Here is a 14,908-nt window from a genome sequence, read left to right as displayed (position 1 = left end):
ACGGGGACGGGCTCACCAGTCGTAGAAGCCCTTGCCCGTCTTGCGCCCGAGGTGTCCCGCGGCGACCAGTTCGCGCAGGATGCGGGGAGGTTCGAAGCGCGCTCCCAGTTCGCGGGCGAGGTGTTCGGCGATGGCGAGCCGGACGTCGAGTCCGACGACGTCGGTCGTCTTCAGGGGGCCCAGGGGGTGCTTGTAGCCGAGCGTCATCGCCGTGTCGATGTCTTCCGCCGACGCGACCCCCTCCTCCAGCATCCGCATCGCCTCCAGGGCGAGGGCCACCCCCAGCCGGCTGCTCGCGAAGCCCGGCGAGTCGCTCACCGTGATCGCGGTCTTGCCGAGGGCGGTCACCCAGGTCTGCGCGTCCGCGACGAGGTCCCGTGAGGTCTTGGTGCCGACGACGACCTCCACCAGCTCACTGGCCGGTACGGGGTTGAAGAAGTGCAGGCCGACGAAGCGCTCCGGCCGGGCCAGCTCCCTGGCCAGGTCGTCGATCGACAGGCTGGAGGTGTTGGTGGCGAGCACGGCGTCCGCCGCGACCTCCTCCACGTCGCGCAGCACCCGCCGCTTGAGGTCGGGATCCTCGGGGACCGCCTCGATCACCAGGGCACACGCCCCCAGCGGGGTGCGGTCGGTGGTGACGACCAGCCGTGAGAGGAGTTCGGCCGCGGGCGCGGGGAGCTTCCCCCTCCGCTCGGCGTTCGCCACGCTGCCCTCCACCCGCTCACGGGCGGCCCGCACGGTGTCGTCCGAGGTCTCGACGATCCGTACGTCGGCGCCTGCCAGCAGGAACGCGTGCGCGATGCCCGCGCCCATCCGCCCGCCTCCGTACACCCCCACCGTCGACGGAGCGCTGGTGGACCGCATCATGACCACTTCCCTGTGTCGGTGACGTTTTCCAGTACGACGGCGAGGGCCTGTCCCACGCCGATACAGATGGCCGCGACGCCCCAGCGCTCCCCTTCCGAGGCGAGGCGCCGGGCGAGCGTGCCGAGGACGCGCGCGCCCGAGGCCCCGAGCGGGTGCCCGATCGCGATCGCGCCGCCCTTGGTGTTGACGATGTCGGGGTCGATCTTCCAGGCGTCGACGCAGGCGAGTGACTGCGCGGCGAAGGCCTCGTTGAGCTCGACCGCGCCGACGTCGGACCAGCCGATCCCCGCCCTCGCCAGGGCGACCCCGGCCGCCTCGACCGGTGCGAATCCGAAGTCCTGCGGATCCAGCGCGTGCACTCCCCGGCCCGCGAAGCGGGCCACCGGGTCGGAGCCGATGAGCGATCCGGCCTCCTCCGACCCGACGACCAGGGCGGACGCCCCGTCGCTGAGCGGGGACGCGTTGCCCGCCGTGATGGACCCGTCGGGCCTGAACGAGGGCTTCAGCCCGGCCAGCGTCTCGGGGGACGAGCCGGGTCTGATGCCTTCGTCCCTGTGCAGCCCGGTGTTCTCCACCGGAACGACCAGATCGTCGTAGAACCCGTCCTCCCAGGCGGCGTGGGCGAGCCGGTGCGAGCGCGCCGCGAACTCGTCCTGCCGCTCGCGGGTGATGCCGTACCTGTCGGCCAGCTGCTCGTTGCACTCGCCCAGGGAGACCGTCCACTCCTTCGGCATACGCGCGTTGACCAGCCGCCACCCCAGCGTCGTGGAGACCGCGCTGAGGTCACCCGCGGGATAGCCGCGCCTGGGCTTGGGGAGCACCCACGGCGCCCGCGTCATCGACTCGGCACCGCCGGCCACGACGACCTCGGCGTCACCCGCCTCGATCATCCGGGACGCCGTCATCGCCGCGTCCAGCGACGAGCCGCAGAGCCGGTTCACCGTCGAGCCGGGCACCGAGGTGGGCAGCCCGGCGAGCAACACCGCCATGCGCGCGACGTTGCGGTTGTCCTCACCGGCGCCGTTGGCGTTGCCGTAGATCACATCGTCGATCAGTGCGGGATCCAGCGCCGGCACCGTGTCGAGCACCCCCGTGAGCGCGGCCGCGGCCAGGTCGTCGGGACGCACCTCGGCGAGGGCGCCGCCAAAACGGCCGAACGGCGTACGGACGGCGGCGTAGAGAAACGAGGTGGTCACCCGTGGAGTCCTTTCCTGCTCAGCCCAGGCCCGTCGTCAACACGACCTTGCCCTTGACCCGGCCCTCCTTGACGTACTGCAGGGCGTCGCCGGCCTTCTGGAGCGGGAACGTCGTGTCGACCGCCGCGTCGACCTTCCCGTCGACGAACAACCGGAACACCTCGGCCATGGTCGAGCGCATCAGCTCCGGCATCCGGTCGCGGTAGTCGCTGCTCTGGAGTCCCACGATGCTGATGCTCTTCACCAGGATGTGTCCGGGCTTGATGGGGTTCTGACCACCCGAGGCGAATCCGACGATCACGATGCGGCCCTCCCAGGCGGTCGCCCGGATGATCTGGGTGAGGAAGTCACCGCCGAGCATCTCGAGGACCACGTCGACGCCCCTGCCGTCGGTGGCCGCCAGCAGGTCGTCGCGCAACGTCTCCGGGGTGGAGGTGAGCACGACGTCCGCGCCCTGCCGGCGGGCCAGCTCCGCCTTCGCGTCGTCCTGGGCCAGCGCGATCACCCGCGCGCCGTACGCCTTGGCGAGCTGGACGCCGGCAGAACCGACGCCTCCGCCCGCGCCGGTGACCAGAACGGTCTCCCCCGGCTTCATCCGGCCTCGGCGCAGCAGCCCGAAGTAGGCCGTGGAGTAGACGAGGCCGGAGGCGGCCGCCGACTCGTAGGACATCGCGTCGGGCAACTCCATGACCAGTTCCTCGGGGACGCGCAGCTGCTCGGCGTAGCCACCGAACTCGACCAGCGCGAGGACACGCTGGCCGACCCGGAGTCGTTCGACGCCCGCACCGACCGCCTTGACGCGTCCCGCCGCCTCCTTGCCGGGGCTGAAGGGCCGTTCCGGCAGGTTCTGGTATTTGCCCTCGACGACGAGAATGTCGGGGAAGTTGACGCTGACGGCACCGACCTCGATCACGACCTCGCCCGGACCCGGCACCGGGTCGGGTACGTCTTCGACGACGAGGCTGGTCGGGGGGCCGAACTCCTTGACGAGTGCAGCGCGCATGGATGTCTCCTTCGGTTGGTCGGGCGTCAGGACCAGGGCGACTCTTCGCCCAGATCGGCGAGTGCGGGGTAGGGCACGGTGCCGGGTCCCTGACGTAGCGTCGGCGAGATGGGGCTGGGGAGGGTCGCGAACGAGTCCCGCGTTCCGGGTGCGGACACCCGCTGGGGCGCGTCGACGTCGACGAGGTTCGCCTCGACCGCCTCGTCCCACGTCGCGACGACGACGGTGCACACGTCCTCACCGTCGAGTACGGACCGCCAGTGGTCGGCGGTCTCGGAGGCGAACCGTCCGGCCAGCGCGCCGATCACGGCCCGCTCCTGGCCGCGGTCGTCGTGGAAGCTCGGGTCGAGCCCCACCAGCTCGACCAGCCGGTCCCAGAACTTCTGCTCCAACGCCGCGCAGGCGACGTGACGGCCGTCCGCGGTCTCGTACACCTGGTAGCGCGGGCTGCCGCCGGTGAGGAGTTCGGCGCCGGGGCGAGGCCAGCCCCCGCCCGCCTGGTGGGTGGCGAAGTAGCCGTACGCGAGGACCTGCAGGTTGTGGGTGATCGAGATCTGCAGGTGGACCGGGTCACCGGTGACGTCCCGCTGTCGCAGGGCGAGCAGGATGTTGACGACCGCGGGGTAGGTGCCGCCGGCGATGTCGGCGAGCACGGTCACCGGCAAACCGGGGGATCCGGTGCCGTCGACGGCCGCCCCGAGCAGGGCGGACTCGGCGAGATAGTTCAGGTCGTGGCCCGCGCGGGTGGCCCGTGGGCCCGTCGGGCCGTACCCGCTGATGGAGCAGTAGACAACGTCGGGGTTCACCGCGCGCACGTGCTCGTACCCCAGGCCGAGCCGGTCGGCGACACCCGGCCGGAACTGCTCGACCACGACATCGGCCTCGGCGGCGAGTTCGAGCACGCGGTCCCGCTGGACGGGGTCCTTGAAGTCCGCGGCGTACGCCCGTTTCCCCCGGTTGAGTACCGCGTAGTTCGCACTCGCCTCGCCGAAGCGCGGCTCATAGGTGCGCATCTCGTCCCCGCGGCCCGGCCGTTCGAGTTTGACGACGTCGGCGCCCGCGTCGGCCAGCATCAGGGTCGCGAGGGGGCCCGGCAGCAGGGTGGAGAGGTCCAGGACCTTCACTCCGTGCAGGGGGAGCCGAGGACGCGAGGTCGGTACGGGGGGTGTCATGACGCCTCGGCCTCACGGAGCGGGCCCAGACCGACGAGGGTACGGGCGGTGAGAGCGGTGGCGGTCTGGGTGTCCGTCGCCGCGCGCAGCGAGACCGCGTCGCGCAGGTGGCGTTCGACGGGGTACTCGGCCAGGTAGCCGTAGCCGCCGTGGGACTGCAGGGCCGCGGCGGCCACCTCGATCGCGGCGTCGCAGGCGTGGCGTACGGCGGCGAGCGCCCGCACCGAACCCTCGACGCCCCCGCCGTCCTCGACGCCCCTGACGCCCCTGACGCCGCTGTCTCCCCGGTCGCCCTCGCCGTCCCCGTCGCGCTCGTCCGCGGCGAACGCCACCGCCAGCGCCACCGAGGTCCGCATCGCCTGGTCGAGCAGCGACTGCCGCACGGTCGGCAGCTCGGTGAGGGGTCCGCCGAACTGGTGGCGCTCCGCGGCGTAGGCGGCCGCGGCATCGGCGGCGGCCCCGGCGATTCCCGCGGCGACCGCCGCGGCCCCCTGGCGCAGTCGGGTCCGCGCCGCGCCGACGTCGACGTTTCCCATCCGGTGAACCGCGCCCGCGGGAACGGTGTCCTTGAGCCGCACCGATCGTGTCAGGGCGCCGCCCAGCCCGGTCCGCTCCAGCGGCCGGGTGGTCATCGCCTCCGGTCCGACCAGCACCGCGGTGTCGTCGTCGCCGAGCAGCAGCAGGTAGGGGGCCTCGGCGGCCGGATCGATCCGGTCCACGGAACCGCTGAGCGCATCCGCCGACCAGTCCAGCCGCACCTGCGGCGACGTCGCGTCCACGACGGCGATCGCCACGGCGGCCGTGTGCACGGCGGCGACCACGTCGGCGAACCGGTCGTCGCCGCCGAGGACGTCGACCGCCGCGTGCGCCTGGGTGGCCGCCCAGCCGAGGGCCGGCCAGGCACGTCCCAGCCGCTCCATCGCCACGGCGGTGGTGAGGCGGCCGGCTCCGCCGCCGCCGTACCGCTCGTCGGTACCGATGGTCCAGACGCCCAGTTCGGCGAGCTCGGTCGCGAGCCCGCCGACGACGTCAGCGTCGTCGGACAACACCACGTCGTGATCGGCGACGAAGGCGTCCAGCATCGCCACCAGGTCGCGCTGCTCCTCGTCGAGGGCGGGGCCGAACCGGCTCATCGTGGTCCTTTCCGCATGGAGATCCCCGCCGTGAGGTGCGAAGACGACGTCACGACCAGAAGCTTTCCGGGTCGGGCGCGCGACGCTCGCCGAACGAGTCGCTCAGCTCGTGGGCCTCACGGGTCTGCAGGTAGAAGGAGAGCTGCTGGTCGTGGGCCATCCGCGCCTGGCCGGAAACGCCGTTGTGGCGAGCCGAGAACGCGGCCTTCATACCGGCGATCGCCATCGGACCGCGGGAGGTGAGTGCGCGGGTCACCTCGGCGACCCGCTCGCGCAGCCGGTCGGCGGGCACCACCTCGTTGACCAGCCCCATCGCCAGCGCTTCCTCGGCGGAGTACTTCTGGTTGAGGTACCACATCTCCTTGGCCCGCTTGCGGCCGATGGTGTCCTCCAGATACCAGGATCCGTAACCGGCGTCGAAGCTGCCCACCATGGGCCCGACCTGCCGGAAGACCGCGTTCTCCGAGGCGATCGTGAGGTCGCACACCGTGTGGAGCACGTTGCCTCCGCCGACGGCGAACCCGTTCACGGCGGCGACCACGGGCTTGGGGATGGTGTCGAGCGCCTGGTAGACGTCGACGATCGGCAGGACCTGCGACTGGTCCAGGGAGGTGACCGGGTCGTGTTCGCCTCCGATGCAGAAGAACTTCTCTCCCGCCCCGGTGAGGACCGCGGCGCGCAGGGCGGGGTCGAGGCGGAAGCGCTGGAGCGCGTCGAACAGCTCCAGGCAGGTCCGGTGGCGAAACTTGTTCCCCGCCTCCGGCCGGTTGATCGTGATCGTGACGACCGGGCCTTCGAGGTCGATGAGGATGTCCTCGTAGTGCGACGGTTTCATCGGGTCCTCTTCTCTCCGGCGCGGAAACCCTTGCCGTTCTTGGTGCCGAGCCGGCCGGCGGCGACCATCTGCCGCAGCAGCGGGGGCGGCGCGTAGCGGTCGTCGGAGGTGGCGGCGTACGCGTTCTCCGTGGCGTGCAGGTGCACGTCGAGGCCGATCATGTCGAGCATCTCCAGTGGGCCCGACCTGTAGCCCAGCCCCAACTTGAGCGCCAGGTCGATGTCCTCGGCGGTGGCGAGCCCCTCGTCGTACTCCTGGATGACGTCGTTGAGGTACGGAAGGAGCAGCGCGTTGATCAGAAAGCCTGGGCGGTCCTTCACGACGACGGGCTGCTTGCCGTCCAGGCTGTTCACGAGCGCGACGAGCCGGTCGACGAGGCCCTGGTCCGTCTGCAGGGCGCGGACCACCTCGACGGTGCGCATCACCGGCGCCGGGTTGAAGAAGTGCAGCCCGGCGACCCGCGCGGGGTTGGGCAGCAGGGCCGCGAGCTCGGTCACCGACAGCGCCGAGGTGTTGGTCACGATCGGGGTCTCGTCACCGACGGCGAGAGCGGCGGCGGCGAGGACCTCGCGCTTGACCTCGAGGTTCTCGGTCACCGACTCGACGACGAGGTCCACGCCGGCCAGGTCGCCCGGCGACGTGACGGTGGTGATGCGGGCGAGTGCGGCCCGTTTCTCCTCGCCGCTCACCTTGCCGCGGGCCACGCCACCGTCGAGGAAGGCGCCGATCGCGGCGACGCCCGCCTCGGCCCGTGTCCGGTCGGCCTCCACGGCGACGACGTCGCGGCCGGACATGGCGAACACCTGGGCGATGCCGCCGCCCATGGTTCCCAGGCCGACCACTCCGATTCTGTGGAACTGGTTCATCGTCTGCCTCCTTCAGGATCCGAAGAGCCGGGTGTCGTCGTACTCGTAGAAGCCGCGACCGGTCTTGCGACCGAGGTCGCCGGCCGCGACCATCCGTTCGACCATCGGCGGCGGGAAGAACCGCGGGTCGCGCAGTTGCTCGTACAGCCGCGTCGCGACCTGCTGGTGGATGTCGAGGCCGACGATGTCGAGCAGCCGGAAGGGCCCCATCGGGTGGCCGACGGCGCCGAGCACCGCGGCGTCGATGTCCTCCTTGGTGGCCACGCCCGCCTCGAGCGCCCGGATGCACGAGTTCTCCCACGGGATGAGGAACCTGTTCACGATGAACCCGGGGCTGTCCTTGGTGACGACGCTCACCTTGCCGAGGGAGCCGAGGAACTCCTCGGTCGCCCTGTGCGCCCAGCCGGCGGTGTGCCGTCCATCGGCCACCTCGACGAGTTTCATCAGCGGCGCGGGGTTGCAGTAGTGGGTGCCGACGACCCGTTCCGGCCGGCGCGACCCGGACGCGATGCCGGTGACCGAGAGCGTCGAGGTGTTGGTGTGGAACAGCGTCGAGTCCGACACGATCTCGTCGAGGCGGCCGAACATCTCCTTCTTCACCCGCAGGTCTTCGAAGACCGCCTCGACCACCACGTCGCAGGGCGCCAGATCGGTGAGGTCGGTGCTGCCCACGAGGGCGTCCTTCGCCCTCCGCGCCGCTCCCTCGTCCATCTTGCCGAGCCGGACGCCCTTGTCGAAGAAGCCGTGCACGGTCTCGATGCCGCGTTTGAGGTTGTTCTCGTCGACGTCGAAGAGGATGGTCCGGTGCCCGGCTCGCGCCATCACGATGGCTATGCCGGAGCCCATGGTGCCGGCGCCGAGCACGGCGACGGTCTTGCTCTCGTTCCTCACGGGGTCTCCTCCTCGCTGTGGCCGGGGTTGTGGCTGCGGCCCGGGCTGGGGCCGTGGCCCAGGCCGGGGCTGGAACCGGGGCCCGGGCTGGGGCCGGTCATCGGACGCTCTGGCCGCCGTCGACGACGATGACCTCTCCGGTCATGAAGTCCGAGGCGCTACCGGCGAGCAGCAGCAGCCACGGCCTGAGCTCGTCGGGCTCGCCGATGCGACGTGCCGGGATGGTTCGTACGACCTTCGCCAGGACGTCGGCGTCCTCGCGCATCCCGGCGTTGAGCGGGGTGGCGAAGTATCCCGGTGCGATCGCGTTGACCTGCACTCCCGAGCGCGCCCACTCGATCGCCATCGAGCGGGTGAACCCGATCACGGCCGCCTTGGAGGCCGAGTAGGCGGCGTGGTCGGCGACGCCCTGGAGCGCGAAGTTGGAGGCGATGTTGATGACCTTGCCCGCTCCCTGGGCCACCATGTGCCGACCGGCCGCCCGGGTGGCGAGGAAGGTGCCGCGCAGGTTGGTCGCGACGACGCGGTCCCACTCGGCGGCCGGCTGGTCGAGCAACGGCGTGGAGGCGACGATCCCGGAGTTGTTGACGAGCACGTCGACGCGCCCGAAGGTCTCCACGGTCGCCGCGACCATGCGTTCCACCGCCGCCTCGTCGGTGATGTCGGTCGGGCAGGCGAGCGCCCGGCCTCCGGCGTTCCCGGCCTCCTCGACGAACGTGTCGAGCTCGGCGGCGGTGCGTGCCGCGACCGTCACCGAGGCTCCGGCGTCGACGAGCGCCGCCGCCATCGAGCGGCCGAGCCCGCGACCGGCTCCCGTGACGATCGCGACCTTGCCCTGCAGGTCGCTCATGTCGCTCCCTTCATCGAACGGGTGATCTCGCGGCCGATCAGAATTCGCTGGATCTCGTTCGTGCCGTCGTAGATCTGGGTCACCTTGGCGTCGCGCAGGCAGCGTTCGACGCCCAGGACCGCGAGGTCGCCGTAGGGCCCCAGGATCCGGGTGGCCTCGACCGCCGCGGCGAAGCCCAGGTCGGTGCACGCCTGCTTCATCATCCCGATCTGCCCGGTCGAGATGTCGTCGGCGGCGTCCGCCCGGCGGGCCACCGCGTGCAGGAGCAGCCTGCCCTGCAGGATGCGTCCGCGCAGGTCGGCGAGTGCGAAGACGTGCTCGTCCGGCAGGCGCGTCCCGTGTGTCCTGGTCAGGACGGCGAGTGTGCGCGCGTAGGCGGCTCTGGCCAGCCCGACGCCCTGCGCCGCCGCGCTGATCCGTGACTTCACGACCGAGTTCATGACCACGCGCCAGCCTTCGCCTTCCGCGCCCAGGCGGTGGTCGGCCGGGACGCGCACGTCGTCGAAGAAGAGTTCGGCGGTGCTTGAGCCGTGCATCCCCATCTTGTCGAACGGCCGGCCGGGGCGGACGCCGTCCCAGCCGCCGTCGACGACGAAGGCGCTGACGCCGTCGCGGCCGAGGGTCTTGTCGGTGGTCGCGAAGCAGACGATCACACCGGCCCTGTCACCGGTGGTGATGAAGGTCTTGGAACCGTTGAGCAGGTAGCCGCCGGAGACGGGCCGGGCGGTGGTGCGCAGGCCGGACACGTCGCTGCCGGCGTTCGGCTCGGTGATGCCGAGCGCCCCGTACACCGATCCGTCGAGCAGGCCGGGAACGTGGCGCCGTGCCAGGTCGTCGCTGCCGGCGATCATGATGGGGTACGCCGCGTGGGTCTGCGTCATGAACACCAGGGACGTGGCGGCGCAGCCCGCGGTGATCTCCTCCATCGCGACGGCGTAGGCGACGTTGGTGTCTCCGGTTCCGCCCAGGCTCTCCGGGAAGATCAGACCCATCAGGCCCGCCCGGGCGAGCGCCTGGACGCTGTCGTGCGCGAAGGCGTGGGTGCGGTCGAGGTCGTGGGCTCGCGGCGCCACCTCGCGGGAGACGACATCCCGGGTGAGGGCGCGCACCTCCAGTTCCCTGTCGCTCAGTGCCGCGTCGGCGACGGGTTCGTCGAGCCGCTCGTGAAGGGCCAGGTACGCCTTCGGGTCGGTGTCGAGGTCGAGTCGTGCCAGTCGTTCCGTGTTCACGCGGACTCCCCGGGGCTGGACGCGGGGTCGGTGAACCGGGGCGGCCGCCGCTCCAGGAAGGCGGTGATCCCCTCGTCGGACTCGGCGCCGGCGACGGCGAGTGCCGCCAGGCCGGTCTCCATCTGGAGTCCGGCGTCGAGCCCGGCGTCCCGGCCGCATTCGAGGGCGGTGAGGATGGAGCGGACCGCGATCGGCCCCTGGGCGGCGATCTTCTCCGCGAGTGCCGACGCGGTGGACATGAGGTCGGCGGGGGCGACGGGAGGGATCGGGGTGAGTCCCAGCTGGTAGGCGCGTTGCGCGTCCAGCCGCGCTCCGGTGAGCATGAGATGCGCGGCCGCGGGGGCGCCGATCGCGCGGGGCAGCCGCTGCGTGCCGCCGTACCCGGGCATCAGCCCGAGCCCGGACTCGGGCAGCCCGAGGGAGGCCCCGGTCGACAGGACCGGGAACGTCGAGGCGAGCACGAGCTCGAAGCCGCCGCCGAGCGCGACGCCGTTGACCGCCGCGATCACGGGTACGGTCGCCCGCTCGATGTCCCGCAGGATCCGCTGTCCGGTGCGGAGCGTCTCGTGGGCGCGGTCCGCGCCCATCCCGGCGAGTTCCTTGAGGTCGGCGCCGGCGCAGAACGCCTTCTCACCGCTTCCCGTGACGACGACGGCGCGGACCGCGGGGTCGGCGTCGGCGTCGAGGACCGCGGCGCGCAGCCGGGACAGGACCTCGGCGTTGAGCGCGTTGTACGCCTCCGGCCGGTTGACGGTCACGATCGTGACCGGGCCGGTCCGCTCGACGAGGACGCTCTCGGACGGGGTCATGACGCGATCTCCGCTGCCTCCAGACCGACGACGCGGGCCGCCGCGAGTTCGTCGATCTGCTCCTGTGTGTATCCCAGATCCAGCAGGGTCGTCCGGGTGTCCGCCCCCAGCGCGGGGAACCGCTCGTTACGTGGTTTCTCCTGCGAGGCGAGGCGGAACGGGCTGCGAACGCTGACGAGGTCGTCGTGGCCCCCCGGGACGGGAAGGATCGCGCCGCGCGCCACGACCTGGGGGTCCTTCGTGACCTCGGAGAGGGTCTGCACCAGCGCGGCCGGCACCTCGACGTCGGCGAGCAGCCGGAGCCACTCCGCCGCGGGCCGCGTGGCGAGTCGCCGCGCGACCAGTTCGGTGATCCGTGAGCGGTCGGCACGGCGGCTCGCGTTGTCCGACAGCCCCGGATCGGCACCCAGCTCGGGAAGCTCGATGGCGCCGCAGAACCGCTGCCACATGGAGTCGTTGCCGATCGCGATCACGATGGTCCGATCGGCGGCCTCGAAGGGCTGGTACATGGCGAGGACCGAATCGGTGCCGCCGCTGGGCGCCGGTTCCGGCTCGCCGGCGAGGAACGCGGCGACCCGCGGCGCCATCAGGGCGAGGTCGGTGTCGAGCAGGGACACGTCGATGGCGTCGCCCTGTCCGGTACGGCACTGACGGACCAGTGCCGCGTTGACGGCGATCGCCGCGGCCATCCCCGTCGCCACGTCGGAGAGCGCGGTCGAGACGCGCTGGGGTGCCCCGCCCTTCTCCCCGGTGACCGACATCAGCCCGGACCGCGCCTGGGCGACGAGATCGTATCCGGGCAGGTCGCTGTCGGGGCCGGTGAGGCCGAACCCGGACATGGCGCAGTACACCAACCGGGGGTTGCGGCGCCGGAGGGTCTCACCGTCGATCCCGATGCGGCTGAGCTTCGCGGGGTTCATGTTCTGCAGGAAGACGTCCGCGGTGTCGAGCAGCCGCAGGAGCACCTCGCGCCCCTCGGGTGCGCTGAGGTTGAGGACGACCGACCGCTTGTTGCGATTGGCGGAGGCGAACCACGCCGAGACCCCGTCGACGAACGGCGGGCCCCAGGACCGGGCGTCGTCCCCGCTGCCGGGGCGCTCAACCTTGATCACTGTCGCGCCGAGGTCGGCGAGGTACATCGCGGCGGTGGGGCCGGCATAGGAGGTGGTCATGTCGACCACGCGCACGCCGTCGAGAGGCCCCGACGGCTCGTCCACAGGCCCACTGCTGGTGTCCAATGAAATCACCTACTAATAATGTTGGACATTTATCGATTGGTCAACACCGTCTGGTTTGTCCTCATAGAGCTCAGGAGGCGTCGGAAGATCCGGCCGACGGCAGGGCCGGCGTCAGGACGGCGACCCCGGACAGGACCGGACGGTCCGACTGGCGGGCCTCGACGCGTACGGACTCCCGGGTGTCACCACGCTCGAACCGCACCCGGATGGGCACTCCCGGCAGCATCGGCGCCTGGAACCGGCACTCGAACGAGGCGAGACGGCCTCCGTGGCCGTCCGCGTGACGCCCGAGGTAGGTGGCCACGTATCCGTAGACGTACATGCCGTGCAGGATCACACCGGGCAGGCCGACGCGGCTCGCCACCGCCTCGTCGAGGTGCACGGCACTGTGGTCCCGAGAGACCCGCGCGTAGTCGCGAGGCACGTCGGCGGCCGGCTCCCACACGAGAGGAGCGGGCACGGGGACCTCAACCACGGGCACGGGAAGCTCACCCATGACGCAGAGCCTGGGTGCTGGTGCCGCGCAGGCACATCCGGCCGTCTTCGGTGAAGGACTCGGTCTCCACATCGAAGAAGACGGCGCGCGCGCCTTCCTTGATACGGCCGATCCAGGCTCGGGTCTCGATCGAGGCGCCCACCGCGATGGGCGCGTGCCACGTCAGGGACTGCGCCGCGTGGACGTTGTGGTCGAACGGCAGGTCGAGGCGGTGATCGTGCAGTACGCCGAGTACGGCGCGCATCGTGAGAGCGACGGCCAGGCCGGGCGGCACCTCCCGAGTGCCGGTGAGGTCTTCCCCGCCGTGGCCACCGGCGGCGGCGCGGTCCCCCCTGCCATGGTCACCGACATCGGCGGGATCCTCCCCGCCGTGGTCACCGGCACCGGCGCGGTCCTCCCCGCCGTGGTCGCCGACGTCGGGGCCGTCCGGCGGGGTGCCGCCGGTCACCCCTTCCTTCTCGCGGTCACCGAAAACCGATCGGCCGGCCGGAACGTCGCAGAGGCGGGCGTGGCCGAGCGCGTCTGCGGGCTCGATGATCTCGCGGGTCCGCCACGACTCCTGGCGCTCACGCAGCGCGGCGAGTCGGGCGAGCACCGGAGCGGGGTCCCAGGTCACCGTCATTGGGGCGCCGTCTCCACCAGTGCCAGCCGCTGACGGAGCTCGACCTTGCGGATCTTCCCGCTGGGCGTCTTGGGCAGACTCGGCACCAGCACCAGGCGCTCCGGCAGGAAGTGCCTGGACACGCCGCTGTCGAGCAGGTGCCGGTTGAGCTCGTCCAGGGTCAGATCATCGGTGCGGGAGTGCACCACGGCGCAGGCCCGCTCGCCGAGACGCTCGTCGGGGACACCGACGACGGCCACGTCGACGACGTCGGGGTGGGTGTAGAGCACGCTTTCCACCGCGACCACCGGGATGTTCTCCCCACCGCGGATGACGATGTCCTTGCTGCGCCCTTCGAGGTAGACCAGCTGGTTCTCGTCGATGCGGGCGGTGTCGCCGGTGTCGAACCAGCCCTCCGCGTCGATCTCCTCGCGGGTCCTGTCGGGCAGGCCCTGGTAACCCAGGAAGAGTCCCGCGCTGCGAACCTGCATCCGTCCCGGCGTGTCGGCGGCCACGGGCTCGCCGTCCGTCCCGACGATGCGGACTTCGACGCCGGGCACCGCCCGGCCGTCGCTCGCGAGCTCAGGGTCGGACATACCCGGCCGACAGGAGATCCCGATCCCGATCTCGGTCATTCCCCACGCGGAGCCCACCCAGCAGCCGAAGGCACTGCGCCCGGCACCGGGAAGCGCACGCGGGACCGGCGATCCCGTCGTGATGACGGCGCGCAGCGCGCAGCGCGGGTCACCGACGAGGTCGGTGGTGAGCAGGTCCTGGAGGAACGTCGGGGCACCGAAGAACACCGTGGCCCCTTCCTCGCGCAGGAAGGTCGCGGCCGTCGCCGGGCTCCACTTCTCCAGGTAGACGGCCGTCCCCCTGAGGTAGGCGGTCATCAGGACTCCCCACAGGAAGCCGCTGTGGTGGCCGACGGGTGAGACCACGGCGTTCACCATCGGGGCGCCGAGGTTCTCCGCACCGAAGTAGGCCAGCCAGTTCCGAAGCACCGCGATCAAAGTCTGGTTGGTGTTCATCACCCCCTTGGGGGCGCCCGTCGTACCGGAGGTGAAACCGATGTGGCACAGGCCGCGGGGGTCCACGTCCGGGAGTCGCGCGCCGTCGGCGGCCGGGACGGCCAGATCCCCGAGCGCGATCTCGCCCTCGCCCCTGCCCGAGTCTCCGCGCACGACGACCAGCGGCGCCGCCTCTCCGTACGAGGCTCGCACGACCTCCAGCGGGGTGGCGCTCGCGACCCGTTCCTGCGTCACCACCACCTTCGCGCCGGTCGAGGCGAGGATGTGGCGGACCTCCTTGGTGCCGTAGGCGACCGGGATACCGGTGTAGACGGCGCCGGCGCGGTTGATGGCGAAGATGAGCGCGGCGAACTCGATGCAGTTCGGCAGCATGACCACGACGGAGTCACCCTCGGTGACTCCCCGGGCCCGCAGGCCCACGGCGAGATCGGTGACGTACGCGTCGAGCTCGGCGTAGGTCATCGCGCGGCGGCTTCCCCCCGGCCCGGCGGAGTCGACCGCCGCGGTCAGCTCGGGGTGTGCGACGGCCGCGTCGGCGAGCAGGGAGGTCAGCGTCTGTGAGGTCCACTGGCCGCCGGTCTCGTAGGTGGTCGCGAGATCCCGGGTCAGCCTGCTGTCCGGGCGGATGCCCGGGTGCTCGCCCGCGGCGGGTGTGTTCTGCGAACTCACGATGCGCTCCTCATTGGTTGGT

The 14,908-nt window shown here is 71.5% G+C and carries 15 protein-coding genes; all 15 read right to left on the bottom strand.

What is annotated here, in order from left to right; genetic code table 11:
- Window positions 1-12: 12 nt before the first annotated feature.
- The 15 genes from ACFY3V_RS33480 to ACFY3V_RS33410 all read right to left on the bottom strand — a co-directional run bounded on the left by ACFY3V_RS33480 (window position 13) and on the right by ACFY3V_RS33410 (window position 14,886).
- Window positions 13-867 carry a 3-hydroxyacyl-CoA dehydrogenase family protein gene (locus tag ACFY3V_RS33480; protein ID WP_389779099.1) on the bottom strand — a complete coding sequence of 285 codons (855 nt, stop codon included), beginning with the start codon at window positions 865-867 and terminating at the stop codon, window positions 13-15.
- Entirely contained in the window at window positions 864-2,063 is a 1,200-nt protein-coding gene (locus ACFY3V_RS33475; protein ID WP_389779097.1) for a thiolase family protein, read from the bottom strand. The genes ACFY3V_RS33480 and ACFY3V_RS33475 overlap by 4 nt, the downstream gene beginning before the upstream one ends.
- Before the next feature lie 19 nt (window positions 2,064-2,082).
- Window positions 2,083-3,066, bottom strand: coding sequence for an NADPH:quinone oxidoreductase family protein (locus ACFY3V_RS33470; RefSeq protein WP_389779095.1), 984 nt, complete (start codon window positions 3,064-3,066; stop codon window positions 2,083-2,085).
- A 26-nt stretch (window positions 3,067-3,092) separates the two neighbouring features.
- On the bottom strand, window positions 3,093-4,190 hold the full coding sequence (locus ACFY3V_RS33465) for a CaiB/BaiF CoA transferase family protein (protein ID WP_389779093.1): 1,098 nt from the start codon (window positions 4,188-4,190) through the stop codon (window positions 3,093-3,095).
- Between the two features lie 44 nt (window positions 4,191-4,234).
- Entirely contained in the window at window positions 4,235-5,371 is a 1,137-nt protein-coding gene (locus ACFY3V_RS33460) for an acyl-CoA dehydrogenase family protein (protein ID WP_389779091.1), read from the bottom strand.
- Between the two features lie 49 nt (window positions 5,372-5,420).
- The gene (locus tag ACFY3V_RS33455; RefSeq protein ID WP_350945433.1) at window positions 5,421-6,206 is read right to left on the bottom strand and encodes an enoyl-CoA hydratase-related protein; all 786 of its coding nucleotides are present in this window, start codon (window positions 6,204-6,206) and stop codon (window positions 5,421-5,423) included.
- Window positions 6,203-7,072 carry a 3-hydroxyacyl-CoA dehydrogenase family protein gene (locus ACFY3V_RS33450; protein ID WP_389779088.1) on the bottom strand — a complete coding sequence of 290 codons (870 nt, stop codon included), beginning with the start codon at window positions 7,070-7,072 and terminating at the stop codon, window positions 6,203-6,205. Before ACFY3V_RS33450 ends, ACFY3V_RS33455 begins: the two co-directional genes overlap by 4 nt.
- Window positions 7,073-7,084: 12 nt before the next feature.
- Window positions 7,085-7,963 (bottom strand): 3-hydroxyacyl-CoA dehydrogenase family protein, encoded by an 879-nt coding sequence (locus ACFY3V_RS33445; RefSeq protein ID WP_350945435.1) that lies wholly within the window; start codon window positions 7,961-7,963, stop codon window positions 7,085-7,087.
- A gap of 97 nt (window positions 7,964-8,060) precedes the next feature.
- Window positions 8,061-8,813, bottom strand: coding sequence for a glucose 1-dehydrogenase (locus tag ACFY3V_RS33440; RefSeq protein ID WP_362903696.1), 753 nt, complete (start codon window positions 8,811-8,813; stop codon window positions 8,061-8,063).
- Window positions 8,810-10,042 carry an acyl-CoA dehydrogenase family protein gene (locus ACFY3V_RS33435; protein WP_362903694.1) on the bottom strand — a complete coding sequence of 411 codons (1,233 nt, stop codon included), beginning with the start codon at window positions 10,040-10,042 and terminating at the stop codon, window positions 8,810-8,812. Before ACFY3V_RS33435 ends, ACFY3V_RS33440 begins: the two co-directional genes overlap by 4 nt.
- The gene (locus tag ACFY3V_RS33430; protein ID WP_362903692.1) at window positions 10,039-10,851 is read right to left on the bottom strand and encodes an enoyl-CoA hydratase/isomerase family protein; all 813 of its coding nucleotides are present in this window, start codon (window positions 10,849-10,851) and stop codon (window positions 10,039-10,041) included. Before ACFY3V_RS33430 ends, ACFY3V_RS33435 begins: the two co-directional genes overlap by 4 nt.
- The gene (locus tag ACFY3V_RS33425) at window positions 10,848-12,098 is read right to left on the bottom strand and encodes a CaiB/BaiF CoA transferase family protein (RefSeq protein ID WP_389779085.1); all 1,251 of its coding nucleotides are present in this window, start codon (window positions 12,096-12,098) and stop codon (window positions 10,848-10,850) included. Before ACFY3V_RS33425 ends, ACFY3V_RS33430 begins: the two co-directional genes overlap by 4 nt.
- Before the next feature lie 61 nt (window positions 12,099-12,159).
- A complete protein-coding gene (locus tag ACFY3V_RS33420; RefSeq protein ID WP_362903688.1) occupies window positions 12,160-12,585 on the bottom strand; it encodes a MaoC family dehydratase in 426 nt (141 codons plus the stop codon).
- Window positions 12,578-13,207, bottom strand: coding sequence for a MaoC family dehydratase N-terminal domain-containing protein (locus tag ACFY3V_RS33415; protein ID WP_389779083.1), 630 nt, complete (start codon window positions 13,205-13,207; stop codon window positions 12,578-12,580). Before ACFY3V_RS33415 ends, ACFY3V_RS33420 begins: the two co-directional genes overlap by 8 nt.
- Window positions 13,204-14,886 (bottom strand): AMP-binding protein, encoded by a 1,683-nt coding sequence (locus tag ACFY3V_RS33410; RefSeq protein WP_362903684.1) that lies wholly within the window; start codon window positions 14,884-14,886, stop codon window positions 13,204-13,206. The genes ACFY3V_RS33415 and ACFY3V_RS33410 overlap by 4 nt, the downstream gene beginning before the upstream one ends.
- Window positions 14,887-14,908 lie beyond the last annotated feature (22 nt).

It is taken from the genome of Streptosporangium sp. NPDC000095 (genome assembly GCF_042899335.1).
Classification (GTDB): domain Bacteria; phylum Actinomycetota; class Actinomycetes; order Streptosporangiales; family Streptosporangiaceae; genus Streptosporangium.
This window is presented reverse-complemented; position numbering and strand designations above follow the sequence as displayed.

Excerpts from the sequence above, each read along its gene's own strand:
- ACFY3V_RS33415 (WP_389779083.1), bottom strand. The coding sequence starts at position 13,207 with ATGACGGTGACCTGGGACCCCGCTCCGGTGCTCGCCCGACTCGCCGCG.
- ACFY3V_RS33450 (WP_389779088.1), bottom strand. The coding sequence starts at position 7,072 with ATGAACCAGTTCCACAGAATCGGAGTGGTCGGCCTGGGAACCATGGGC.
- ACFY3V_RS33440 (WP_362903696.1), bottom strand. The coding sequence starts at position 8,813 with ATGAGCGACCTGCAGGGCAAGGTCGCGATCGTCACGGGAGCCGGTCGC.
- ACFY3V_RS33460 (WP_389779091.1), bottom strand. The coding sequence starts at position 5,371 with ATGAGCCGGTTCGGCCCCGCCCTCGACGAGGAGCAGCGCGACCTGGTG.
- ACFY3V_RS33420 (WP_362903688.1), bottom strand. The coding sequence starts at position 12,585 with ATGGGTGAGCTTCCCGTGCCCGTGGTTGAGGTCCCCGTGCCCGCTCCT.
- ACFY3V_RS33455 (WP_350945433.1), bottom strand. The coding sequence starts at position 6,206 with ATGAAACCGTCGCACTACGAGGACATCCTCATCGACCTCGAAGGCCCG.
- ACFY3V_RS33470 (WP_389779095.1), bottom strand. The coding sequence starts at position 3,066 with ATGCGCGCTGCACTCGTCAAGGAGTTCGGCCCCCCGACCAGCCTCGTC.
- ACFY3V_RS33430 (WP_362903692.1), bottom strand. The coding sequence starts at position 10,851 with ATGACCCCGTCCGAGAGCGTCCTCGTCGAGCGGACCGGCCCGGTCACG.
- ACFY3V_RS33480 (WP_389779099.1), bottom strand. The coding sequence starts at position 867 with ATGATGCGGTCCACCAGCGCTCCGTCGACGGTGGGGGTGTACGGAGGC.